Raw genomic sequence first — 24258 nt, forward strand, 5'->3', positions numbered from 1 at the left:
GATTAACGATATACCGGAAATTCACGACACAATTGCAGCACCTGAGCTTTAACTCTTGAAATCGTTGCCTCATCATGGATGTCATCAAGTACATCGGCTATCCATGCGCTCAATAATGTTACCTCTTTCTCCTTAAAACCACGGGTCGTAATTGCAGGTGTTCCCAAGCGAAGACCACTGGTAACAAAAGGAGAGCGTGGATCATTCGGCACTGTATTTTTATTGACGGTGATATGTGCTTTCCCTAAAGCCGCATCCGCTTCTTTACCTGTGATATTTTTTGCAATCAGATTTACCAACATTAGATGATTTTCGGTACCACCAGAAACAATAGGATAACCCCGCCCTTTCAGTGTTTCAGCCATTACCTTGGCATTTAATAAAACTTGTTGCTGATATTGTTTAAATTCAGGTTGCAACGCTTCAGCAAAAGCGACTGCTTTAGCTGCAATTACATGCATAAGTGGCCCGCCCTGCATGCCGGGAAACACAGAAGAATTTAATTTTTTTTCTATTTCTTCATTAGCACGAGCAAGAATTAATCCCCCTCGTGGACCACGTAAAGTTTTATGGGTCGTTGACGTCACTACATCGGCATAAGGAACTGGTGATGGATATAAACCTGTAGCAATCAATCCTGCCACATGAGCAACATCTGCCATCAAATAGGCCCCTACTTTATCAGCAATTGTCCTAAAGCGTTGCCAATCAAGGATTTGTGAGTAGGCAGAAAATCCGGCAATAATCATCTTTGGTCGATGCTGAATTGCCAAGTCCTCCAATACATCATAATCAATCAAACCGGTATCGGGATTTACACCATACTCAACAGAATGATAAAGCTTCCCTGAAAAATTGACTTTTGAACCATGTGTTAAGTGGCCACCATGAGGCAACGCCATACCAAGAATCAAATCGCCTGGAGAAAGGAGAGCCATCATGACCGCAGCATTGGCTTGAGAACCGGAGTGCGGTTGGACATTGACATAATAAGCAGCAAACAGTTTTTTGGCTCTTTCGATTGCTAATGATTCAGCAACATCAACGTTTTCGCAACCACCATAATAGCGTTTACCAGGGTACCCTTCAGCATATTTGTTAGTCAGAACGGAACCTTGAGCTTCAAGCACCCGAGGACTTACATAGTTTTCAGAGGCAATGAGTTCAATGTGATCTTCCTGACGCTTACGTTCAGCTTCGATGGCTTTCCAAAGCTCTTCATCAAAATTTGAGATAGTGTAGCTTTTATCAAACATTTGCAATCCTTAACCCTTTTAATAATTGAACAATTATAGTACTGCTCCCCAGGTACTGTCACGCAAACGTTTAAGATAATTTCTCTCATAGAGCAACATTCGCAAAACAGAGCTATCAACAACCCTTAATCACTTAGACAATTATTTAACAATCAAATCATTGCGTACATGTCTTACGCCTTCAACATTACCAGCAATAATACCAGCACGTTGCTTAATCACTGCACTATTAACAAAACCACTTAGTTGAACTTGATCTTTGTAAGTTTTCACTTTAATTGTGAATCCTTTAGCACCCAACTTATCAACCAATTCAGCTTTAACCTTTGCAGTAACTGCAGCGCTATCAAGATATTGGCCAGTACTTTCACTGGTAGGAGTGGCAGCGCAAGCAGTAATGATTGATAACAATAATGCCGTAGCAAATAACTTGATCATTCTTAACATGTGTTATTTCCTTCAATTAAAAATCAAAGGAAAGATATCACACTGTTATTTACGAGTCATGACCATGAACACTATTCTTTACCTCAATTTCATGACCGGGTGTTGTACCATGCCCCTGTATTGAGGGAGTATTGCTATTATGGCCATGGGTATTGGAATTTGTACCTTTGTTTATACTTCCATTATTAGTGTGGCCATGACTGCTTGTTCCGGCATTGTTATGACCATGGGTATTTGTATTGTTACGGTGTGAATAGCGTTTATTGTATGGCGCCACATTTCTATGACCATGTTGACTAGAGCTTCTATAAGCCACAGGACTTTCACTGTAATGATGATGTCTATTAGGCTCTTGATAAGAATAACCGTAAGGTACTTCAACACGAGCACCTGGATGAGAATGGTAATGCGTACTGGGATGAGAATGATAATTGTAACCATTATCATAATATTCATTCTCAATACATGAGCTTATTAACGGTAAAAAAGCGAATACTGCAAGAATACGTTTCATATAAACCTCAAGGAAATAATGCTGCATAAAAGAAAGGCACGAATAATCGTGCCTTGGACTAAGAGAGTTGATAATTATTTTGCGGTAATTTCTACTTTGGCTTTGTTAGTCAGGTAAGGAACGATTTGTACAGTATGGTTCACATACGTGTAGCCAGAGTAAATGCGGTAACCACTGAATGTATCAATGTACAAGTTCATACCTGCATGGCAGTAACCGTAATAGAATAGATCAACATAATGCGGACCTTCATAGCGATAAATGTTAAATGGAGTCAAAGTTGTGCCATCATCAAAAATGCCATAAACGCGTACGTTGTCATAGCTGCTATTGATAATTTCGATTTCACAATAACCAGGTAACTTAGCACTTTTAGCAGCGGATTTCGCATCTGCAGCCTTTGCAGTAGGATTGTTTGCCTGAGGGTGGAAATGGCGATTTTCAGCAAACGCTGATGTTAACAAACCAAGACAGCACACAAAAAGCAGTGACTTAAGTTTCATTCTTATTTAACCCCTAAAATCAGTGGAAGCCAAATGTTAACAAAGCTTTTAATTTAGTCAACAGGTTTTTTTTGTGCTCACGATAATTCTAATCATTGTGTTTGACAGGATTCTTAAAAACCGATGGCTGTCCAATTTCTTACAATAAGAAAGTTCGCTCCCTTCAACCTATTTAGGCTTTCTACATCAAGTATTTATGCTATAGTAGTTGCCGCCTAAATTGATAGCGCCCATCTGTTTTGAGGACTTAAAATGAAAAAACGCATGACCATCATGTTAATTGCTCTTGGCGTTGTATTTGGAGGAATTGTCGCGTTTAATCTCTTCAAGAGCTTTATGATCAAGCGATTTTTTGCCAGCTACGAGCCTCCTGCTGTAAGTGTCTCATCCGTCACGGCAATAAAGAAAAATTGGGAACCGCGCATTGCTGCTGTTGGTAATTTCGTGGCAATTAACGGCGTTGATGTGAACGCTCAAATAGCCGGCAATATTGTAAAAATTCATTTCGAATCAGGCCAATATCTTGAAAAAGATCAGCCTCTTGTTGATATTGATGACAGTGTCGATCAAGCTACTTTAAAATTTAATAAAGCGGATTTAGCATTAAAAGAACTTAATTATAAGCGCCAAGCCGATTTGTTTAAGCGCGGGGCTACCCCAAGTTCAAACGTTGACGAAGCACTCGCCAATTTACAACAAGCGCAAGCCAACGTTGAACGAACAGAAGCCGAAATTAAACAGAAACATATTACAGCTCCTTTTTCAGGCCAACTCGGTATTCGCCAGGTTAACTTGGGTCAATATATAACTCCAGGACAAACGTCGGTTGTCACATTACAGTCTATGGACCCTTTATTTCTTGAGTTTTATTTACCTGAGCAGATGCTAAAACGTTTACATATTAATCAGCAGATTCAATTTAATGTTGAGGGAGCACCAGATAAAGTATTTACTGGAAAAATAACCGCTATCAATGCTAAGGTTGATACCAATACGCACAATGTTTTAGTGCAAGCGACTGTTCCCAATTGTTCAGCATCCGAACTATCAAAAAACAATACGAAGAAATCCAAAGATAATCAGCCAATTCTGATTAAATGTGACAGCAACTTGAATGCAAAAAACCACGTGACGAAGTTTACTTTTATCCCGGGTATGTTTGCTTCAATTTCTGTTGAGCAGCCCCCTATCCCTGACACCGTTGTTTTACCATCAACAGCAATTTCTTACAGCTTATACGGCAACTCTGTATTCGTTATCGAAAAAGATGAACACGGTAAAAAAGATAGTCAAGGCCAGGAGATTTTACGCGTGCGACGCGTGTTTGTTAGTACTGGCGAACAAGATGGCAATTATACCGTCATTAAAAAAGGGATTAAACCAGGTCAACAAGTGGTAAGTTCTGGTGAGTTGAAATTGCAGAATGGTACTCGTGTAGTTATCAATAACAGCGTAAAACTGCAAGATGTCGCTAATCCAGATCAATTAGGTCAATAATTCGTCATGCTTTTTGAGTGAATGGCAATTACCAAAGATTGCCATTACTCATTTTTAAGAAAAGCAAATACAGGCTTATGTTGTTTATTGGAAATTTTGTTTTGTCAGGATAATCATGAAATTCACAGATATATTTATTAAACGCCCTGTTTTGGCTTGTGTAATAAGCCTTCTCATTTTTTTATTCGGTTTAACTTCAATTCTGACGATGCAAATACGTCAATATCCACGGATGGATAATACCGTAATCACCATAACAACCGCCTACCCTGGTGCAGACGCGAACCTGATTGCCGGATTTATTACTACTCCCCTTGAGGCCGCTGTAGCAAGTGCTGAAGGTATTGATTACATGACCTCCTCCAGTACTCAAGGCGTTAGCACAATTACCTTAACCATCAAGTTGAACTTTGATCCTCAGGTTGCTTTTACCGATGTCATGAGTAAGGTTCAGCAAACCTTAAACCAATTACCACCAGAATCCCAACAACCTGTTATTGTCAAAAGCTCTGATACGTCTACTCCTCTGATGTACATTAGTCTTGACAGTACTGACATGACCCCGCAACAAATTACTGACTATGCGACACGTGTTGTGCAGCCCCAACTTGAAACGGTTGATGGTGTGGCTAAAGCAGAGATTCTTGGCGGTGCTACTTATTCCATGCGAATTTTTCTTGACCCTATCAAGATGGCAGCATTGAATGTTTCTCCTTCTGATGTTTCAAATGTGCTAGCTCGCAATAACTTTCTGACTGCTGCAGGTAGCACGAAGGGTGAATATGTCGCCATTAACATGACAGCAAAAACGGATTTAAATAATGCTGAAGAATTTAGTCAATTAATTGTACGATCTAACAATAATTCAATCATTCGCCTTCGAGACATTGCCAAGATTGAACTAGGTTCGCAAGATTACAATACCTCCGTCCGTTTCGACGGGAAAAAAGCAGTGTTTCTTGCAATTACGCCGACCCCAACTGCAAACCCACTCACTGTTATCAATGATGCGCGCAAAATTATGCCTTCAATTCAGCGCGAATTTCCACCGTCATTAAAAGGAACTATTGTTTACGATGCAACAGACTTTATTCGTGCGTCCATCGAAGAAGTAATACAAACCATTCTAGAGGCTGCCTTAATCGTCATTGTCGTTATTTATTTGTTTTTAGGTTCCATACGTTCAGTCCTCATTCCTGTAGTGACTATACCATTGTCACTTATTGGCGTTTGTACATTCATGCTTTTTTTAGGCTACTCCATTAATTTACTGACGCTACTGGCCTTCGTTCTAGCTATTGGACTTGTGGTTGATGATGCCATTGTCGTTGTGGAGAATGTGCATCGTCATATTGAAGAAGGTCAAACACCACTACAAGCAGCTATCATTGGCGCTCGTGAAATTGCAACGCCAGTTATTGCCATGACCATTACTTTGGCTGCCGTTTATGCGCCCATTGGTTTTATGGGCGGATTAACAGGTGCTTTATTCAAAGAGTTCGCATTTACTTTGGCTAGCGCAGTTGTTATTTCAGGAATCATTGCTCTTACCTTAACACCTATGATGTGTTCCAAAATTCTTTCCGCCGATATTAGTAGCGGACGTTTTGTGCACTTTCTCGATGATAAATTTAACCGCTTAAAAGTTCGCTATCAACGCATGCTGCACAGTTTATTAAATACCCGATCAATTATGCTCATCTTCGCGGCAGTAGTATTAGTCATGCTTCCTTATCTTTATAGCCATACACCCGAAGAAACCGCACCTGAAGAAGATCAGGGATTTTTCTTTGTTGTGGGTACAGCCCCTCAATATGCCACCATTAACTACATCGAAGCCTTTACCAAGCCCTTTGATGAAATCTATAAGAGCTTCCCCGAGGCTGAACACTATTTTACAGTGAATATGAGTGCGCCTATTTCAGGAATGGTTTTAAAGGCTTGGGATAGACGCGATAAAACTCAATTCCAACTAAAAGAGCCTTTGCAAAAAAAATTGGATGAAGTTGCCGGATTAAAAACATTTGCTGTTATTCCGCCACCGTTACCAGGCGGTGGTAGCGGTACACCTATTCAATTTGTTATTAAAACAACCAATGATTTCCAAACGTTATTTGATGTCTCCAACAAATTATTGGACAAAGCACAAAAAAGTGGGCTTTTCATTTATTTGGACAACAGTCTCAAATTCAACCAACCCGAAATGGAATTTCAAATCAATCGTTCCAAAGCCTCTGATTTAGGTTTGGATATGCAATCCCTGGGTAGCAGCCTGACTAGTGCGTTATCAGGTAATTATGTCAACTATTTCAATCTTCAGGGTCGAAGCTATCAGGTTATCCCACAATTAGATAGAAAATACCGTCTAACACCTGAACAATTAGGCAAGATTTATGTTCGCACGGCCAATAACACTATGGTTCCTTTATCCACGGTTGTTACTGCAAAAGAAAAAGTACAACCTAATGCGGTAAGTCATTTCCAACAACTTAACTCAGCTACAATTCAAGGAGTAATGATGCCCGGCCAAACTTTAGGCCAAGGTTTATCTTTCCTTGCTGAAGCGGCGAAAGAGATTTTACCGAAAGGATTTACCTATGATTATGGCGGTCAATCGAGACAATTTATTCAGGAAGGTAATGCACTAATCCTTGCTTTCTTTATGGCAATTATTGTTATTTTCCTGGTACTTTCCGCGCAGTATGAAAGTTTTAAAGACCCTTTAATTATTCTCATCAGTGTACCAATGTCCATTTGCGGTGCCCTTATTCCTCTAAACTTAGGTGCAGCAAGTATTAATATTTACACCCAGGTTGGATTAATTACCTTGATTGGTTTAATTAGTAAACATGGAATTTTAATTGTAGATTTTGCCAATCAATTACAACGCGAAAAACAACTGGACCGTCGAGCAGCGGTTGAAGAAGCAGCAGGTATTCGTTTACGACCCATTTTAATGACGACTGCAGCAATGGTATTTGGGGTTATCCCTTTGTTGATGGCGACAGGTGCAGGTGCTGTCAGTCGATTTGATATAGGTCTTGTAATTGCCATGGGTTTATTGGTGGGTACTGGATTTACCCTTTTCGTTGTACCTACAATGTATACATACCTTGCCGCTGATCATCGTCATGATTTCGCCAAAGAAAAAGAAGCCAGTTTAAATGAAGAGGTGGTGAATCCGCCTAAGTCTCAATAATTCTGGTAAAAAGAGTAAGACTCAAATTGCAGAACTTTCTTTGTTGTTTGAGTCTCTTCCTTATTAACGATGATTTATGTATGTGGTATATGTTAATATTCGCAACTTTCATTTGTACAGGTTAAAAGATGGATAAGACTTACTCTCCATATGCGATTGAACAAGCTTGTTATGAAAAATGGGAAAATCACCATTATTTTGCACCGCATGGTGATGGTAAGAGTTACTGCATCATGCTACCCCCTCCCAACGTGACTGGCAGTTTGCATATGGGTCACGGCTTTCAACATACTTTGATGGACGCTTTAACTCGTTACCATCGCATGCAAGGCAACAAAACATTATGGCAACCCGGTACCGATCATGCGGGTATCTCTACACAATTAGTTGTTGAACGACAGCTGGAAGCAGAGGGTCTGTCTCGCCGCGACATGACCCGCGAGCAATTTTTAGATCGCGTTTGGCAATGGAAAGAAGAATCAGGTAGTCAGATTACTCGACAAATGCGTCGCATTGGCTCTTCTGTAGATTGGTCTCGTGAGCGCTTCACAATGGATGAAGGTTTATCAGCCGCCGTGCAAAAAGTATTTGTTCAATTGCATGATGAAGGATTAATCTATCGTGGTACCCGCCTTGTAAACTGGGATCCTAAGTTAGGAACCGCAGTTTCAGATCTCGAAGTCCTTTCAGAAGAAGAAGATGGGTTTCTGTGGCATATTCGTTACCCTATTGTTGATTCTAACGAATCTTTGGTGATTGCTACCACTCGGCCGGAAACGATGCTTGGTGATACAGCTGTTGCTGTTCATCCTGAGGACGAGCGATACAAACATCTCATTGGAAAACACATTAAACTTCCACTTAGTGATCGTAGTATCCCTATTATCGCTGATGAATATGTTGAGCAAGATTTTGGAAGTGGTTGCGTAAAAATTACTCCCGCCCATGATTTCAATGACCATGAGATTGGTAAACGTCATAATCTACCATTGATTAATATCCTAACCAAGAAAGCAACTATCAATAAGAATGCACCCCTTAATTATCAAGGCATGGATCGCTTTGTAGCTCGTGAGCAAATTATTCAAGATCTGGATAAAGCAGGCTTGCTTGTTAAGACAGAACCCCACAAATTAAAAGTTCCTCGCGGTGAAAAATCCGGAGTAATTATTGAGCCTCTTTTGACTGATCAATGGTATGTCAAAATTAAACCTTTAGCAGAACCTGCTATTGAGGCGGTTAAAAAAGGTGACATTCGTTTTGTTCCTGAAAACTGGACTAAAACCTATTTTCAATGGATGGAAAATATTGAAGACTGGTGTATCAGTAGACAATTATGGTGGGGACATCGAATCCCAGCCTGGTATGATAGTCATGGACATGTTTATGTTGGTTATAGTGAGAATGATGTTCGCTTTAAATACAAACTTGATGAAGCTATTCCCTTAAAACAAGACGAAGATGTTCTTGATACCTGGTTTTCTTCCGCTCTATGGCCTTTTTCAACGCTAGGTTGGCCAGAGCGCACACCTGAATTCGAACAATTTTATCCAACTTCAGTCTTGGTAACAGGCTTCGATATTATTTTCTTCTGGGTTGCCCGTATGATTATGATGGGTCTTAAATTTACTGGGAAAGTTCCCTTTAAAGAAGTCATTATCACCGGTCTAATTCGCGATAGCGAAGGGCATAAAATGTCCAAATCCAAAGGGAATGTACTTGATCCAATCGACATTATCGACGGTATTGATTTAGAAACTTTGGTTGAAAAACGAACCTCTAATTTAATGCTCAACTCTGTTCGTAACAAAATTGCCAAAGCAACGCGAAAAGAATTTCCGGAAGGGATAGCTGCTTTTGGTACAGATGCCTTGCGCTTTACATTTTGCTCTTTAGCATCAACGGGTCGCAATGTGCGTTTTGATTTAGGACGTGTGGAAGGTTACCGCAATTTCTGTAACAAACTGTGGAATGCTTCCCGCTATGTTTTACTTAACACGGATGAGGAGCAAATTGATTTCGGTGACGGTGCTTTCCAATATAGCCCTGCCGATGAATGGATCCTGTCGCGTTTACAGCATACCATTGCCCAAAGCCATCATTATTTTGAAACCTATCGTTTTGATTTATTAGCCAGTACACTCTATGAGTTTGTCTGGCATGAATACTGTGATTGGTATCTCGAGTTATCTAAATCTGTTCTTTATGATCAACAAGCACTGGGCGCTATGAAACGTGGTACACGCCGCACTTTAATTCATGTTCTCGATCAGATTTTGAAATTACTGCATCCGATCATGCCATTTATTACCGAAGAAATTTGGCAACGCACTAGCAAATTAACGAGCATGAATGGTGAAACCATCATGTTAAGTGCTTACCCAGAGGTTGATAAAGATTTCATTAATTCTGAAGTAGAAGAAGAAATTGATTGGCTTAAAGCAGTAATTCAATCCATACGCACGATTCGTAGTGAAATGACTATTTCACCTGCGAAACTCATTCCTTTGTATCTAAAAAATGTAACACCGACTATTAAGGACCGTGTGGAGAAATATCAAACCACATTACTCACTTTAAGCAAATTAACCCACATCCACTGCATGGAAGAAGATGAAACGACACCCGTCTCTGCATCAGCTGTAGTCGGTGAATTAGAATTATTAATTCCTATGGCAGGGTTAATTGATAAAGATGCTGAGTTATCTCGACTACACAAAGAGCTTGCCAAATTGGACAAAGATATTTCGCTTGCTGAAGGTAAACTGGGAAATCCTAAATTTACCGATAATGCCCCTGCCGATATCATCGCCAAAGAGCAAGAAAAACTCGCCCAAGCTTTACTCACCAAAGATAAGTTGTTACACCATAAAAAAACGGTTGAGTCTCTCTAAGTCCTTCTCTATGAAGAGTTGCTGCGAATTTCTTGCAGCAACCCATCACTTTTCAATATAAATAGTCATCTTCGATAGTAAATTCATGGGTAAAGGTACCCCATGGTTTTTAACTGAATCGAAACATTCCTACAAGTTCTATTTTTTTCAATGGTGCTTTACTCCCAATAGAGTGCAAACAATCAGTAAAGAGCACTCCAAATTTTAATAAATTTTGGTAGTATTGAATAAGACTAACCATTCATAGGGTCACCATGCCTATAGCAATTACCAAATTGAGGTTTAAAAAGTTCATTATCCTTTTTTGGACGTTATGGTGGTTGATTGCTTTATGGACCGACATTGTGGGCCTCTTGGCTCACTACGGTGTTTTAAAAAAAAGTTGGGCACCAGATCTCAATTATCCATTTTTGGCTGCCTCTTTAAAAATGTACAATACCCCGGAATGGGTGGCGCAATTGGCCTTTTTAGGGATTATTTTTTGGTCCTTTCTTTCTAGTGTTGCATTTTGTTGGGCAAGTGCTTGTTTGCATCGTGAAGAACGTTATTGGCTGCGCCGAGCAGATATCGCATTTATTATTTCACTAGGTTACTGGATGGCATTTTTTATTGCTGATCAATTGGTGATGAAATTTGACCTTGAAGAAAATCATATGGTACAGGGGGGCTTCCAACTACTCACGTTCTTGTCGCTCTATTTACTTCCATCCCAAGAGACTTAGCAATCGGTAAAATTTCTTATTATGAAATCGGCAGATAGCTATTATTGACATTGACTAACGCGTCAGCTGTCTTAGTTCCGAAAAAGCTAAAAATGCGATGTTTTGCTAAAGCGTTTATAACTTCTTGATCCTTTCTAACATCACTAACATCTTTTTCTAATGCAATCTTGAGCTTCCTTTCAATTAAATCAGCCTTAGCATTATTGCCAATACTAAAGAATGAACGAGCATTATTTCGCAAACGCACTACTTCTCTGTTAACAGCGTCCACATCCAAACGTACAGTTGGCTTTTCACCATTGCCCTCTTCCAAACGTATGATTGGTAGTAATGGCGCTTCTTTCGATACTTGAGTGACTTCAACTTTGCTAGGTTCTTGAACAAGATCAAGTGCTAAATTTAACATACGCGCCATTGGTACATAGCCTTTAGGTACAGCTCCCTTATATTCAACAAATTTGAACTTTTTCTCATAAAACTCTTTTGCATTAAGATTGGTTTCTTTTACTTGCAAGGTAATAAGCTCCAGATCCCTGTATTTTTTTTGCGCGGCACTGATTACCCACGCCATTAATGTTGAACCAATCTTATGTCTTTGGTGGTCAGGATGTACACCAATATTACTAATATGAATTTTATTCCCTTGTTTCTTAGCAAAGATATAGCCATTCAAGGCATTGGTTTGCTCATCATAGGAAACAAAACAGAGATCAGAAGAAAAATAATAATCAAAATCCTCTTTCTTCCATGGATCATCTAAATTGCGAAATACAATTGGATCGAGTTTGAGAAAGGCTGCACAATCCTCTTCCGTCATGGCCCTTATAGGCATAAAAAACTCGAATGTTTATTTGAATTATCGCAATGATACTTGATTTTCCTTAATGAAATATTAAAGATGGCAAATTTTTTAACAACCTATCAAGTTGAAAAAAATACTTAACTAATTAACAATATCCAGCTGCAATATCAGCATTACCCTACAGGATGTTTATGAACAAATTGATGAAATTAATAATTGCCTTGTCTTTAGTGAGTCCTTCTTTACTTCATGCAAGCTCTCTAAATCAAGTATATGCCGCCATTAATGGTGGAATTTTTCAAGCTAATTTTAATAGTGACTATTTGGATCAAACGGACATAATTCCCCAAAATATCAGTAATTCATCTTTACAAAATGGTTATACGGGTGGATTAGGGATAGGATCAACTCATACTTTCAATGCTTCTGCTTTTCTAGGAATAGAGCTTACAGGAAATATCGATAGCAACTCTGCTCTATACCAAAGTGGGGCTGCAACTACAGCGTTTTCTGATAACATCAAAATACGCCATCATGTCGACCTAACAGTGATCCCAGGGATAATGACCTTAGGCTCTTTTTTCCCTTATTTAAAATTAGGCGTCTCCTATGCTTCCCTGCGTGATAAATTAATTTCCCCTGTGGGTTACAATCCAGTGATGACCCAATACCAAAGTAATAAAAATGTCTATGGTTTTGCTGCCGCTTTAGGGGTGAAACATCCTGTTAATGAACATTTAGGTGTATTTGCCGAAGCAAATTACCATGATTATGGCAATATAACATTTAGTAACTTCCAAAATTTCTCGGCTAATTACAGCCACTCTGCCCACCTATACACCTATGGACTCGTTGTTGGCGCCTCATACGCTATTAATATCTAAATGGAGGTAAATGGCATGAACTACAAAATACTTCCATTGCTGCTTCTTTGCCTAAAACCCAGTTATGCAGAGGAACGATATATCACTAGTGAAGGGACTTATATTATCCCGGACTCGAATAAAAGCTGGGGTAGGACGAATGATCCTAAAATTATGCATAATAATTTAATTTTATTTCAATCCATTGGTAATCGTAAGAAACCACCAAAAACTTGCGAAACCCCTGCTTCATTAGCCTGCCTGTATAGTTTAACGAAACAAGTGCCTGGTTGCCCTATTAAAGGCACAACAGCCGTACCTAAAGGAGGTTGGGGAGCGATTGCAGTGGTGGAGGCTTATCATAATCCTTATGCAGAAAAAGATTTGAAGGTTTTTTCAGAGGAATTTGGTTTACCCTTATGCACCAAAGCGAATGGATGTTTTTCGGTAGTACATACTGGCAATCATATTCCACCATTTAATGCTGCATCAGCAGATGAACATGTTCTTGATATTGAATGGGCTCATGCTATGGCCCCTAACGCTAAAATTATCATGGTTGAAGCCCAGAATGAGTCTTTTGAAGAGCACATAAAAGCTATTCATTTAGCAAGCCAACAAGTGGCTGCCTCAGGTGGAGGTTTAGTCTCAATTAGTTGGAGTATTTCTGAATTCCCGGAAGAAAAAAATTATGATGCTTTTTTCCAAACACCAGGCATAGTTTACATTGCGAGTAGTGGTGATTATTCTGCTCCCGCTCGCTACCCCAGCAGTTCTCCCTATGTTATTTCTGCAGGTGGAACGAGTGTCATTCGTGATGTGCAAGGTAATTTCTTGATGGAAACAGCTTGGAGTACTAACCCTGATACCCCTGTTGGGGAGAAATCCGGGGGTAGCGGTGGACCAAGTTTATATGAGTCTCGCCCCGCTTTTCAAAATTCTGTGATGCGCATAGTAGGAAAAGCTCGAGGAACTCCCGATATTTCCTTTAATGCAGATCCCAAAACTGGCGTTTGCGTTTACTCAACAGTTCATGGTGGATGGTTAAAAGACGGGGGCACAAGTGTGTCTGCACCCGCCTTGGCAGGAATAATCAACTCAGCTAACCGACGTGCAAAAACAACTCAAGAGGAACTCACTTATATCTATAATAGCGCAATCAAAAATTATCACGCCTACTGGCATGATATTTTAGAAGGTAATAATGGCTTTCCCGCTTTAGTCGGTTATGATTTTGTCACAGGCTTAGGCAGCCCTCGAAGTTACAAGGGAAAATAAAGGATCGATCAAAATGCAAGAAAAAACGGAACTTAAGGAAGAGACCACTTTCAATGAAGAGTTAATTTCAGAATTAATTAGTATGTATCCTCGCGATTATGCGGAAATGCATGCAAGAAAATCCAAGTGGCATGGCTTGAAGGAGAAATTACCTCTTGCACTTGAATGCCTTAAAATATTAAAAGATAGAAAGGATACCGTATCTGTCGAGCTTTTAGGTAATTTGGCACATAACCTTGGTGTCTTTCATACCCATGTCGTTGAAAATTATCCATTAGCTCTCGAGCTTCTCTCGTTAGCTGTGAAGACTAAAACAACCACAAAATCTACGTGTCCTGAATCAATTGCTTTATCTCATGCTCATTTAGCCGATTGTGCTTATCGTAATGGAGATTACGTATTGGCAATTAATCATTTTAATCTGGCGAATGAGGCTTATAAGCATAAAAAAGGTATTAAAGCCTGTGATCTGGAGCGCGCTTTTGTGCTTCATGCAAGCGGTAATGCCCATTACAATATCGGCGCTTATGCAAAAGCTTTAGATGCTTTTGCCGAAGCTAGAAAAATACGCTCAGAGTATCTGGACAAAGATGATATTGAATTTGCCTATCTTGAACATGATCACGCAGATGTTCTGATAGCGTTGGGGTACTATGAAGAAGCAGAACAGTTATTTAAATCGTCTTTAGAGAAAAAGAAGCGTTATTTTAAAACAGAAGATCACACCAATATTGCCCTTCTCTATCAATGCCGTGCATTGCTTTATATCAAAAGCAGTCAATTTGATAAATCCAGAGATAATTTGCAGCAGGCTTATGGTATTTATGCAAAACACACCGAACATTTTGCTACAGAACAGCAACCTGATTTATTTCGTCATTATTTCTACAGTATTATTTTACAACTTGCTGCAGGCAATCTCACAGAAGCGGAATCTGAAATCACGGATTTTAAATCTCAGTTACAATCCATTGAAGATAAAAAAAATCCTGTTTTCATTCGTCTTGCACAAGTCACTATTCGCTTGGCTCAATATCAAAAAAAACCTGAAGTAACAATTAAGCAATTAGAAGAAACAATTGGTCATTTTATTCCTGGATTGAAATTTGAAACAGCGGATCAGGTTCTTAGTCCGGATAATAAATTTGATGTGGCAGGTCTATTAAGCCAGTACGGGATAGAATTATTTGTTCACCATAATTATCAGAACTTTGATGAATGCCTGAGCATTCTTCGTAAGGCCCGTGAACTTAAAGAAAGTTTTTATTGTGCTTTACCTCAAGATACTCTCCCTCTTGGTACTGTTAATTACGCATTTAGTGATTATGATTTCGGTGTACTTTACTATTTGTCCGCGTTGTCCTGTGATGACAAAGTTTTACGCCAGGAAAAATTGTTGACTTCTTATTTTTATTTCGAGGAAACAAGGAAGAAATTTTTGCAAGTAGGTATGGATAAAAATCATCCCAACATTGCCGCCTGTACATCTCAGGTAAATAAAGTAAAGGAATTATCTTCACAATTTGAAGAAGGAGCAGAGAAGAAGACGACCATCCCCAAGCGTATTTCTTTTTTCCCTGCTTCTTTTGGTAAAAATCAATCTGTCGAAGAGGATTGTATCTTGAGTTTAGATACGATTATTAAGGATTACCCTTAAAATGAATTAATCCTAAGAGGGGCATAGATTTATCCCGATCCGTGCCTCGGCTTAACGACTCCTTTTGGATTTTATCCCTTCATGAAAAGGTTCATTGACTACGGCCTACCTTCATACCAGTATACTGCTTTCCTTCAAACTCTTTAAATTTATTATAGGATTGCGCAATATCCTTACTCTTCGAACTGGTGGTTCCATCCTTTGTTTTCATCGAACTCCCCTCTTTTCTTTTCGCTATACCTTTAAGTTTAGCAAACTGAGTTTTAATCAAATGGATACTGCGCATAAAGCGCAGTACGTAGACGAGTAGGAATAGAATTAGAAACCACCGGGGAGGTTAATAGTTCCAGCTTTATCCGGTGTAGCAGGCGTAGAATTGATATAACACCCCTTAGATTTGTCACTAGTTACAGAGACAGCACCTTCTTTGCTAATTGCTAAAGTACAGAGATTGCTGTTACTACCCGAAATAGTCATCACAGAAGGACCCGCGATATTTTTAACTAAACACGCTGGATTCTTTGTGACTGGATCAGGACAACTTATACTGTTATTTATGAGTACCGTTTTAAAAGGATATCCTAAATAAACCGTGTAGGCGTATTTTACCACCGGTGGTTCAGGCACATCTTCCCCACAAAAACCTCCTTTAATCTCTCCTGGCGGGATATTCTCTAATCGACAAACAAAACTACCCTCTCGGTAAAAATTTACTGAGGCAGGAGATGCTTCATTATTATAAGCAACAACATAAACCCTATCACCCGAACCAAAAGCAGCAAAGGCAGGAGTATCGGCGTTAAGTGTTTTATTTAGATTTCCCAGAGCTTTCAAATTTTCAATCCAGTAATAAATACTAGGCTTAGACTCTCCCGGATCTGGAGTATTAGCTTGCGCATCAAAATAGGTCGTATAGTATTGTGATGCTTTAACGGGATCACCCAATGCTAAATATTTCAACAATGTGCCACAATACGCTGAATTTGATGCGTCTCCCGAGCAAGGATTTTTAGCATCTTCATTATAAGCTCTAGTCACAAAACTTGGCTCATACCCGAGATACAAAGAACCTGCACTGATAGGCAAAGTATTCGATGCAAGATTTTGATAATAGCAAGGTTGTCCTGCACAGAAGTAGGTTGACCTATCCAGTTTCCCCCCCCAGACATTACCCACTAACAGATAATTTTGGCCGGTTGCACTGTTTGACCACCCAGTGGGGAAAACACCCGAATCAGGATTTTGATTAAAATGATAATGATTCAAGCCTTGTTCCTCTGTGGTGTATAAATACAGACCAGTATCAACTATCGTTTGAGGTAAAGTGTTATCTCCATCATAGCTGACTCCATCAGTATTTAGCCCCCAAAGAATAATAGCTTGTGCAAGGTTCATAAACTCAGCACTATCTTCCTCATTGATATTGTCAGGACTGTAAGGCATACCTAAAGCTGAAGACAAACCAGCATAGGGGTCAAAACTGCGAAAATGAGGAAACTGGGTTAACTCAGTACTTTGATCTTGATATCTGTAATTACAAATATCTCGAATCAGTAAATTCACCATGGCTCCATATTGCTTAGCCCAAGCTTTATCGAATTGAGCAATGGTTGCAGCCCCGTCAACCAAATAACCCCAATGGAAAGGGTGATCAGTCAATGTGGTAGCCGTGAAGAAACCACTTGGGAATCCCATCATGGTGTACCACTTGTTATTGTAGCCATAAAACCAACTTCCCTCTGGGCGAGAACAATTGGAAGAACCATCAGAACAAGGATCTGTATAATTCAAACCCGTTAGAAAGCTTGTGACTTGTTTTTTCAAATTTGCTAATAAATCATCACGAATTTTTTTATACTGCGGATTAGGAGTTGTTGTTGACCCCATTAATACATTCGCGATCTTTATAAGCTGTGCTTCTCGGCTTAATAACTTTCCTGTTGCATAGGTGTCAGTCCAGGGATTTTTTGAATCCAAATGAGGATCAGGGGGCAAGCTAAATGAGTAACTCGCAATTTTATCCAATTCAGTTTGGCTCAAACGATTTGGTAAGGCAGGCAATATTCCATGAAACGCAACCTCTGTGGAAAACGATGATTTACCTTCTTGCCCTACTTCCCCTGGAACCACATAAGCATGCATAGTTCCTTTCAATGTCTGTATAGAGCCTTTATTACTAGCACAATTATCCTGGAATAAGCAGCTATTTTTCTCGCTGCTATTCATATTTTTAATTTGCCAGGGATAAAGCATCACCAATGGCTCTTTCTTTAGTGAAGCATTGGCATACACCGTCTTTGAATCAAAATTAAAATGAGTAACAACTTGAGCATTATTTTTATCATATTCATAGCTAATAAACGTATTATTAATGAATGTGTAAGCATAAGGCTTAAATTGATTAGCCATTTCAATTGCAGTTGTATCGGAGGAAGCGGGAATCACTGCCAATGAAAAATAACGATTAGACTCTGAAATATTGATAGTAGTTCCCGGTACAATATTTCCACTTCCTCCCTGATTTATCGGCACAATAACTGAACCAGAACTGGTTTTCCAGGAATTAGTTTGTCCATCGGGATTGGTAAAATAGCCATAGTAACGATAGCCAGAATCTGATGCATTTTTGGTTTTAAAAACGCTTAAGCCACTTTCCTGACTTAATAGTTTTGCATCTTGCGAATTGTTGAAACGAAGATAAGATGTTGCCTGATTGTTTTTCTTTTCAACAAAAATAAATGGTGAGCCTTCAACAATATTAGCACTCAGTAATGGAGAATTATTACGGGCCCATGCTGCTTTCACCATCCAGTCTGAATACTCCTCAACTAAGGGAGCAGTACCTGCTAAATCGCCAGTCGTAACCGTAATATCCAGTGTATTATAATACCCTCTGTCAACATGGACATTGTCAATCTTTGCGCTTTGCAAGGGGATACCAAGAGACACCCCACCCTCTGTTAGTCTAACAGTCAGTGGATTAGGAATTAATAATAGGGGTGAAAGATAATCGCTATCCTGAATTTGCCCCGCGGGTTTATCAACAGCTAATAGAGGTGTCCACCATACTCCTGATGTGACAGGTTTGTTACCAAGGCCAAATTGGCTACCACGAAATATTGATTTTAGCGTGGAATAATTATCTATCAGTGGGTAGCCTGCATCTTTTGAAACACGGCCGGGATATTTTTGTGCAAGTTTGGCAATCTGCTGATCATCATAATAAATGCCTTGGCCTAATTGCGTTGCACTATGAGCTACATGACTTTGGGACAGAAAAATAATTGTTGTAAGTGACAAAATATTTTTTACAGTAAGTAACTTATTTTTTTTCTCTAACATCGATCCTCTCCTTAGTATTAATGTTATGACGCTGGTATTAAATAGACTTTCACCTCCTTGTTACGATGATTTGAAAAAAACAAACAAACCACATAATGAATTACATGGTTGTATAAAAACCTTATACCGAGCAGGCTATTTTCGATTAAAACTAAATGCTAGTTGCCAGGCAGTCTAGCAATTTGAATTCCCCTCACAGGGAATAAGTGCCTTCCAGTTCTAATACTCGCCTGGAAGAATTAAATTGTCCGTTAAAACGTCTGAGAGCATCTTCACGCAATTTTGCCGCATAGTTATTTACGTAATTATCATAAGCCGCGTAATCCGTTAAATAATAAGCAACAGTAATTTTTCTGACTTCTTTAGTTTCATTAAAGCGATCGAACAATAAATCCGCTTTTATAAAACCCTCTATAGCTAGTAATTCGTTAATATGCGGTTTTAGCCAATTAATGTACTCTTTAAAAATTGTCTCATTAACTTCTAAATTAACTTCATAAACGATCATTACTATATCCCTATTTTAGACCTTACCACAAACGCGATGACCAATCCAACCTGCCAGGATCAGTGTGGATAAAACACCTAAGACAATACCATAGGTATGCCAATCCCGACCAACGAGAGTTAAGGCATCTGGTGTATGAAATATAGAAAATGGAATGGCTAATATCACATCGACTAATGCAGAACCCGCAACAAGACCGCACGCAATTAAAACTCCTTTTTGCTTGCGTTGGCGCTGTTCATCCGCTTCTAAAGAGCGTTTATTAAGGCGCCATTGCACAACCATAGCTATCATGCCTCCTAGAAATAAAGGAAACGAAGAAGCCAGAGGCAAATACATTCCTATCGCAACGCCCAAAATAGATAACCGTACAACACGCGTTAATTTAAATACACGATTAAAAACAATAATCGCTAATATAATCCCTGCTCCAATAAACATCATGGTCCAAGGCAAGGTATTACGGAAGACGGCTTCTGTAATTGCAGCCATTAATGCTGCCGTAGGTGCCGGTAAGGATTGGCTGGGATCCATTCCTTCATGCGGCATAACTCCCGCTATTCCATACACGTCAAATAAAAGCTGCATAACCGGTGGAATCACCAACGAAGAGATAACAACCCCAACGAGTAACATCACTTGTTGCTTCCAGGGCGTTGCACCAACCAATTGGCCGACTTTTAAATCCTGCGTATTATCATTTGCAATTGCAGCAATTCCTGTCACTACTGATCCAATTATTATAGTAATCGCCTCAGCCGCTCTAATTTGATTGTTTGTCAGAGGTAAAGGGAAGAAATGGTTCATCGCTGTTAATAATATCCAGGCTGCAAATAACATCCCTGCAATAACGACAGAACTCCCAGGACTTGCAGTAACACCCACCATTCCTGAAAAATAACCTGTTATCACTGAAAACAAAAATCCAATAATCAAGATATATAGAACAGCTCCAAAAACTAAACTTGGGGCAAAATTACCATCGAGTCCGACTTCTTCTAATGGAAAAATAAATTGAAAGAACAAAAATAGTATTGCCGCCATGATTAACACGCCAATGACGATAAATGGCATAGGTATATCTTTATCAGTGCGCGGCAATTGAGCATCCAAATGACTTTTTGCCATAAAAGCACGAAACGAAACTTGCATACTTTTTATTAGAGGTTTTATTAATTTTAAAAAAGTCCAGGTTCCGGCAAAAAGCATAGCACCTATACCCAAATACCGCATTTCACTATTCCATAAAAATCCAGCAGCTTGATCCGCAGGATATTGTTCAATGAATTGAGGGTAAAATTGACTAACAATGGGCATAGCGATTAACCAGGAAATGATGGCACCTAAAAATATGCTTATAGCCATCTCATGCCCTACTAAATAACCAGCACCTATCATCGTTGCTGAAAACCCCGCCCCAAATCCAAATAAAGAGCGATTGGCAACAAACCAATAACTCCAACTGTTTGCAACAACTTTAAATCCAGTTTGTAAAAGCTCAAGAAGCCCACCTACTGCACCACCTAAGAAAATATCGCGTATTCCTGCTTTTTCTGCAGAAGACTTTAGCACTTCAGCAATTGCACGTCCTTCAGGGAATTTTAAGGCAGGCTCATTCACCAAGACTCGACGCAAAGGAATAGAAAATAATACTCCCAAAATTCCACCCGTTGCTGCGATGAAAAAATTGGTTAGATAATCAAAGCCATCCCAGTATTGGATGATAATTAAAGCCGGAATGGTATAGACAATTCCTCCAGCAACGGCTTCACCCGCAGAAGCCGCGGTTTGTACCGCATTATTTTCAAGAATGGTAGCATCTTTAAAGAATCGCAGAATCCCCATAGAAATAATGGCTGCAGGAATTGATGCAGAAGTTAAAATACCTAATTTTAATGCCAAATAAGCATTGGATAATGCCAATAACACAGTAAGAATAATGGCTAGAACTACAACACGAACTGTTAATTCTGCAACTTTTTTATCCGCTGTAATAAACGGAATAGTTTTACTCATTGATTACCCCATAACGTTTTGGCTACTTCAGGGCGTAACCAATTAGCAAGTTTTGATTTTGGAATTGTCACCGTTTGTGGACCATAGACATAAGCTGCAACTTGGTAAGTATCAAATACAATTGCCAATCCATCATTCGTGAAATACCAATTGCGATAATTTTCTTTGGTAGGTTCTGTCCCCTTTGTTATCCAATCGTTGTCATCGGAAATTTTTTTCTCAATAATTGCAGCCTGACTAATTTTAGAGATTGCAGCTAAGTAGTTACTTTCTGGCATAAACAGATCAGCTAACAACACTTCTTTACCATCGATAAAATTGAATGTTCTTACCGTATTGTTTGGATGAGCCGCTCCTCGGTTATAAACAGAAATGTTGAATAACAAACTGACCGCATTTTTGTTTTGGAATTGAAGTTTGTAATCAATATGCAAACTATTTTTTCCTGGCGCATCGCTTGCTGCATCAGAGTCCGGGTTAAAATCAGCACGTTGAGTTTCATCAATAAAGGTCTTTACAATATTATCGATATTTTTATTAGCAAAACCTTGTGGATACTTAAGATCCAGATCAAATGTAGCACTTTCTTTTTTTAGAGTTACTGTTGTTGGCGATTCTGCCCAAACAGTGTTTATTGCGAAAGCAGTGAGTAATACCAATCCACTTATTAATTTTTGCATGATTCCGCTCCTTAAATTAGTTGCTTAACCAATTCCCCGCTATCATGGTGTTATGCTCTAATGGATAACCAAAATGGTAACAAAGAGCTGAACTATCATTCATTGACCAACGCACCAAATCCGCTTTTAATCCTACGGCAATTGAACCTATTTCTTTCTCCAGCCCTAGTGCCTTTGCCGCATAATACGTTACTCCGGCCAAAGCTTCAGACACAGTGAGACCAAATAACTGGCATGCCATATTGAGCATTAATGTTAATGACGTCGTTGGTGATGAACCAGGGTTTGAATCCGTGGCTATCGCCATACCTACTTTCATCTTGCGTAAAATTTCCATAGGAGGTTTGATTTTCTCCCGCAGAAAATAATATGCACCGGGCAACAAAACGGCCACTGTACCACTTTTGGCCATTGCAGCAGCCCCTGAATTATCCAAATATTCTAAGTGATCACAAGAGAGAGCACCAAAATTTGCTGCTAATTGCGTGGCACCAAGATTTGATAATTGTTCAGCATGACATTTTATGGGTAATCCCAATTCTTGTGCTTTCATAAAAAGTTGCTCTGTATGTCTCAGAGTAAAACCAATGGATTCACAAAAGACATCAACCGCATCCGCCAAGCCTGTATCAGCTACGGTGGGTAATACCTCTGAACATAAAAAATCAACGTAAGCTTGTGCATTATTTTGAAATTCGGGCGGCACCGCATGAGCGCCTAAAAATGTTGTTTTTACTCGCACGCCACTCATTGTGCCTAACTGCCTTGCAACGCTAAGCATTTTCATTTCATTTTTTAAATCAAGACCATAACCTGATTTAATTTCAACAGTAGTAACGCCCTCAGCCCGCATGGCTAGAATTCTTGGTAACGATTGTTCTACTAGGTCTTCTTCCGATGCTGCGCGAGTTAATTTTACAGTCGATAGAATACCACCACCTGCTTTCGCTATCTCTGCATACGTTTTTCCCAGGAGACGTTGCTTAAATTCATCCGCACGGTTACCTGCATAGACTAAATGGGTGTGGCAATCAATGAGACCCGGTGTAATTAATTGCTCATCGCATTCATGAATCGCTATTGCATGCTGTCTATAATCATGAGGCAGCTTGTCCATATCACCACACCAGACGATTTGACCATCGGCAATAGCTATAGCCTGATGCTGACATTGCTCTCCCGCAGTATTAATTGTCGTTGCATTTAACAGCAAACGTTCACAATGTGTCATTACTCCTCCCATTCGGGAACTTTATGGGGTGCAACAAGCCAAGATGGGTGATGATTTTTGTCATAAATATCCCATTCCCTGGACACAAACTCTTCTTTACTGAGATTGAGCAACCAGCTTAAAAATAGAGCGACGGTGTCAGTAGTTAACAACCGCTTTTCATCTTTTAGTTTTTGGAAAAAATTGCGTTTTTCTTCGTCCATAAATCGCGCATGACGAATTAATGCTTGCATATCCGTATCAATAATTCCAGGCATCACCGAAGCAAATGCTACTTGGCGAGATTCCAATTGCCAGCAGCGGGTGAGCATTGACAGGCCGGCTTTCGTAACGCAATACGCAGCCCACCCCATGACAGGGAAATAAGCAACGGCTGAGCCTATGTGCAAAACACGACCATGCTTTAATTTAGGCAACAACAATTGGGTTAAAAATAAAGGGGCATTTAGATTAGTTGCTATAGCTTGTTGCCAGGTTGATTCATCAATATTTGCTATTGGTGCAATGGGCTCAATAGTTGCGGCATTATGGATCAATCCTTCGATGGAAATATTGGTTTGAAGGGCTGTTGCAATGTCATCTCGACCTTTTCGGGTTGCCACATCCGCACAAAGAGAAGAAATTAGGGGAGAAAAGGAAGCAGTTTCAGCCAGTGCTTTCTCACGTCGTCCAATGATTAAAACTTTTTTCCCTTTGATAGCCAAGGTTCGAGCCAATGCTCGTCCGATTCCACTGCCACCACCAGTGACTACAAACACATTAACTCTCCTAATAGCAAGCCAGCTTTGTAATTATCCATTAATGCAATTATTTAGAGATCTGATTATTTTTGTGCGCCGATAATAGCAG

18 protein-coding genes are annotated in these 24258 nt (G+C 39.5%); 7 read left to right on the top strand and 11 right to left on the bottom strand.

Going from position 1 to position 24258, the window contains the following annotated elements; genetic code table 11:
• Positions 1 to 2: 2 nt before the first annotated feature.
• From glyA to LHA_RS10870, 4 genes are all read right to left on the bottom strand, one after another.
• Complete coding sequence (gene glyA / locus LHA_RS10855) at positions 3 to 1256, bottom strand: serine hydroxymethyltransferase (RefSeq protein ID WP_045106564.1); 1254 nt, start codon at positions 1254 to 1256, stop codon at positions 3 to 5.
• 141 nt (positions 1257 to 1397) lie between these two features.
• Positions 1398 to 1703 (bottom strand): BON domain-containing protein, encoded by a 306-nt coding sequence (locus tag LHA_RS10860; RefSeq protein WP_045106565.1) that lies wholly within the window; start codon positions 1701 to 1703, stop codon positions 1398 to 1400.
• 49 nt (positions 1704 to 1752) lie between these two features.
• On the bottom strand, positions 1753 to 2217 hold the full coding sequence (locus tag LHA_RS10865; protein ID WP_045106566.1) for a hypothetical protein: 465 nt from the start codon (positions 2215 to 2217) through the stop codon (positions 1753 to 1755).
• A gap of 74 nt (positions 2218 to 2291) precedes the next feature.
• Positions 2292 to 2720 carry a hypothetical protein gene (locus LHA_RS10870; RefSeq protein WP_045106567.1) on the bottom strand — a complete coding sequence of 143 codons (429 nt, stop codon included), beginning with the start codon at positions 2718 to 2720 and terminating at the stop codon, positions 2292 to 2294.
• Between the two features lie 252 nt (positions 2721 to 2972).
• Here LHA_RS10870 and LHA_RS10875 point away from each other — a divergent pair, with 252 nt between their 5' ends.
• The 4 genes from LHA_RS10875 (at position 2973) to LHA_RS10890 (ending at position 11032) form a co-directional block, all read left to right on the top strand.
• Positions 2973 to 4217: an efflux RND transporter periplasmic adaptor subunit gene (locus LHA_RS10875; RefSeq protein ID WP_045106568.1), complete on the top strand. Its 1245-nt coding sequence runs from the start codon at positions 2973 to 2975 to the stop codon at positions 4215 to 4217.
• A 115-nt stretch (positions 4218 to 4332) separates the two neighbouring features.
• Positions 4333 to 7416 (top strand): efflux RND transporter permease subunit, encoded by a 3084-nt coding sequence (locus LHA_RS10880; protein WP_045106569.1) that lies wholly within the window; start codon positions 4333 to 4335, stop codon positions 7414 to 7416.
• A gap of 128 nt (positions 7417 to 7544) precedes the next feature.
• Positions 7545 to 10310, top strand: a complete 2766-nt coding sequence (locus LHA_RS10885; RefSeq protein ID WP_045106570.1) for a valine--tRNA ligase — start codon at positions 7545 to 7547, stop codon at positions 10308 to 10310.
• Positions 10311 to 10564: 254 nt separating this feature from the next.
• Positions 10565 to 11032: a hypothetical protein gene (locus LHA_RS10890; protein WP_045106571.1), complete on the top strand. Its 468-nt coding sequence runs from the start codon at positions 10565 to 10567 to the stop codon at positions 11030 to 11032.
• Between the two features lie 19 nt (positions 11033 to 11051).
• Here LHA_RS10890 and LHA_RS16130 read toward each other — a convergent pair whose 3' ends face one another.
• Positions 11052 to 11864, bottom strand: coding sequence for a GNAT family N-acetyltransferase (locus LHA_RS16130; RefSeq protein ID WP_058393133.1), 813 nt, complete (start codon positions 11862 to 11864; stop codon positions 11052 to 11054).
• A gap of 173 nt (positions 11865 to 12037) precedes the next feature.
• Between LHA_RS16130 and LHA_RS10900 the strand changes: the two genes are divergently transcribed.
• From LHA_RS10900 to LHA_RS10910, 3 genes are read left to right on the top strand one after another with little or no spacing between them, the layout of a single operon-like run.
• Positions 12038 to 12718, top strand: a complete 681-nt coding sequence (locus tag LHA_RS10900; RefSeq protein WP_231861904.1) for an outer membrane protein — start codon at positions 12038 to 12040, stop codon at positions 12716 to 12718.
• Positions 12719 to 12733: 15 nt separating this feature from the next.
• Entirely contained in the window at positions 12734 to 13975 is a 1242-nt protein-coding gene (locus LHA_RS10905; protein WP_052673689.1) for a S53 family peptidase, read from the top strand.
• Positions 13976 to 13988: 13 nt separating this feature from the next.
• A complete protein-coding gene (locus LHA_RS10910) occupies positions 13989 to 15632 on the top strand; it encodes a tetratricopeptide repeat protein (RefSeq protein ID WP_045106573.1) in 1644 nt (547 codons plus the stop codon).
• Between the two features lie 318 nt (positions 15633 to 15950).
• Here the strand turns inward: LHA_RS10910 and LHA_RS10920 are convergent, their stop codons facing one another.
• The 6 genes from LHA_RS10920 to LHA_RS10945 form a co-directional block, all read right to left on the bottom strand.
• Positions 15951 to 18974 carry a glycosyl hydrolase gene (locus LHA_RS10920; protein ID WP_045106575.1) on the bottom strand — a complete coding sequence of 1008 codons (3024 nt, stop codon included), beginning with the start codon at positions 18972 to 18974 and terminating at the stop codon, positions 15951 to 15953.
• A 193-nt stretch (positions 18975 to 19167) separates the two neighbouring features.
• Positions 19168 to 19482 carry a DUF4286 family protein gene (locus LHA_RS10925; protein WP_045106576.1) on the bottom strand — a complete coding sequence of 105 codons (315 nt, stop codon included), beginning with the start codon at positions 19480 to 19482 and terminating at the stop codon, positions 19168 to 19170.
• Between the two features lie 15 nt (positions 19483 to 19497).
• Entirely contained in the window at positions 19498 to 21498 is a 2001-nt protein-coding gene (locus LHA_RS10930) for an OPT family oligopeptide transporter (protein ID WP_045106577.1), read from the bottom strand.
• Positions 21495 to 22178 carry a DUF3298 and DUF4163 domain-containing protein gene (locus LHA_RS10935; RefSeq protein WP_045106578.1) on the bottom strand — a complete coding sequence of 228 codons (684 nt, stop codon included), beginning with the start codon at positions 22176 to 22178 and terminating at the stop codon, positions 21495 to 21497. Before LHA_RS10935 ends, LHA_RS10930 begins: the two co-directional genes overlap by 4 nt.
• A 16-nt stretch (positions 22179 to 22194) precedes the next feature.
• The gene (hutI, locus tag LHA_RS10940; RefSeq protein ID WP_045106579.1) at positions 22195 to 23409 is read right to left on the bottom strand and encodes an imidazolonepropionase; all 1215 of its coding nucleotides are present in this window, start codon (positions 23407 to 23409) and stop codon (positions 22195 to 22197) included.
• The gene (locus LHA_RS10945; RefSeq protein WP_045106580.1) at positions 23409 to 24167 is read right to left on the bottom strand and encodes an SDR family NAD(P)-dependent oxidoreductase; all 759 of its coding nucleotides are present in this window, start codon (positions 24165 to 24167) and stop codon (positions 23409 to 23411) included. The genes hutI and LHA_RS10945 overlap by 1 nt, the downstream gene beginning before the upstream one ends.
• Positions 24168 to 24258: the final 91 nt, after the last annotated feature.

It is taken from the genome of Legionella hackeliae, from assembly GCF_000953655.1.
Taxonomy (GTDB): Bacteria; Pseudomonadota; Gammaproteobacteria; order Legionellales; family Legionellaceae; genus Tatlockia; species Tatlockia hackeliae.

Bases quoted from the DNA above. Each gene is read 5' to 3' on its own strand.
- LHA_RS10930 (WP_045106577.1), bottom strand. From the start codon at position 21,498: ATGAGTAAAACTATTCCGTTTATTACAGCGGATAAAAAAGTTGCAGAA.
- LHA_RS10890 (WP_045106571.1), top strand. From the start codon at position 10,565: ATGCCTATAGCAATTACCAAATTGAGGTTTAAAAAGTTCATTATCCTT.
- LHA_RS10910 (WP_045106573.1), top strand. From the start codon at position 13,989: ATGCAAGAAAAAACGGAACTTAAGGAAGAGACCACTTTCAATGAAGAG.
- hutI (WP_045106579.1), bottom strand. From the start codon at position 23,409: ATGACACATTGTGAACGTTTGCTGTTAAATGCAACGACAATTAATACT.
- LHA_RS10920 (WP_045106575.1), bottom strand. From the start codon at position 18,974: ATGTTAGAGAAAAAAAATAAGTTACTTACTGTAAAAAATATTTTGTCA.
- LHA_RS10880 (WP_045106569.1), top strand. From the start codon at position 4,333: ATGAAATTCACAGATATATTTATTAAACGCCCTGTTTTGGCTTGTGTA.
- LHA_RS10870 (WP_045106567.1), bottom strand. From the start codon at position 2,720: ATGAAACTTAAGTCACTGCTTTTTGTGTGCTGTCTTGGTTTGTTAACA.
- LHA_RS10935 (WP_045106578.1), bottom strand. From the start codon at position 22,178: ATGCAAAAATTAATAAGTGGATTGGTATTACTCACTGCTTTCGCAATA.
- LHA_RS10875 (WP_045106568.1), top strand. From the start codon at position 2,973: ATGAAAAAACGCATGACCATCATGTTAATTGCTCTTGGCGTTGTATTT.
- LHA_RS10885 (WP_045106570.1), top strand. From the start codon at position 7,545: ATGGATAAGACTTACTCTCCATATGCGATTGAACAAGCTTGTTATGAA.
- LHA_RS10925 (WP_045106576.1), bottom strand. From the start codon at position 19,482: ATGATCGTTTATGAAGTTAATTTAGAAGTTAATGAGACAATTTTTAAA.
- glyA (WP_045106564.1), bottom strand. From the start codon at position 1,256: ATGTTTGATAAAAGCTACACTATCTCAAATTTTGATGAAGAGCTTTGG.
- LHA_RS10900 (WP_231861904.1), top strand. From the start codon at position 12,038: ATGAAATTAATAATTGCCTTGTCTTTAGTGAGTCCTTCTTTACTTCAT.
- LHA_RS10865 (WP_045106566.1), bottom strand. From the start codon at position 2,217: ATGAAACGTATTCTTGCAGTATTCGCTTTTTTACCGTTAATAAGCTCA.
- LHA_RS10905 (WP_052673689.1), top strand. From the start codon at position 12,734: ATGAACTACAAAATACTTCCATTGCTGCTTCTTTGCCTAAAACCCAGT.
- LHA_RS10860 (WP_045106565.1), bottom strand. From the start codon at position 1,703: ATGTTAAGAATGATCAAGTTATTTGCTACGGCATTATTGTTATCAATC.
- LHA_RS16130 (WP_058393133.1), bottom strand. From the start codon at position 11,864: ATGCCTATAAGGGCCATGACGGAAGAGGATTGTGCAGCCTTTCTCAAA.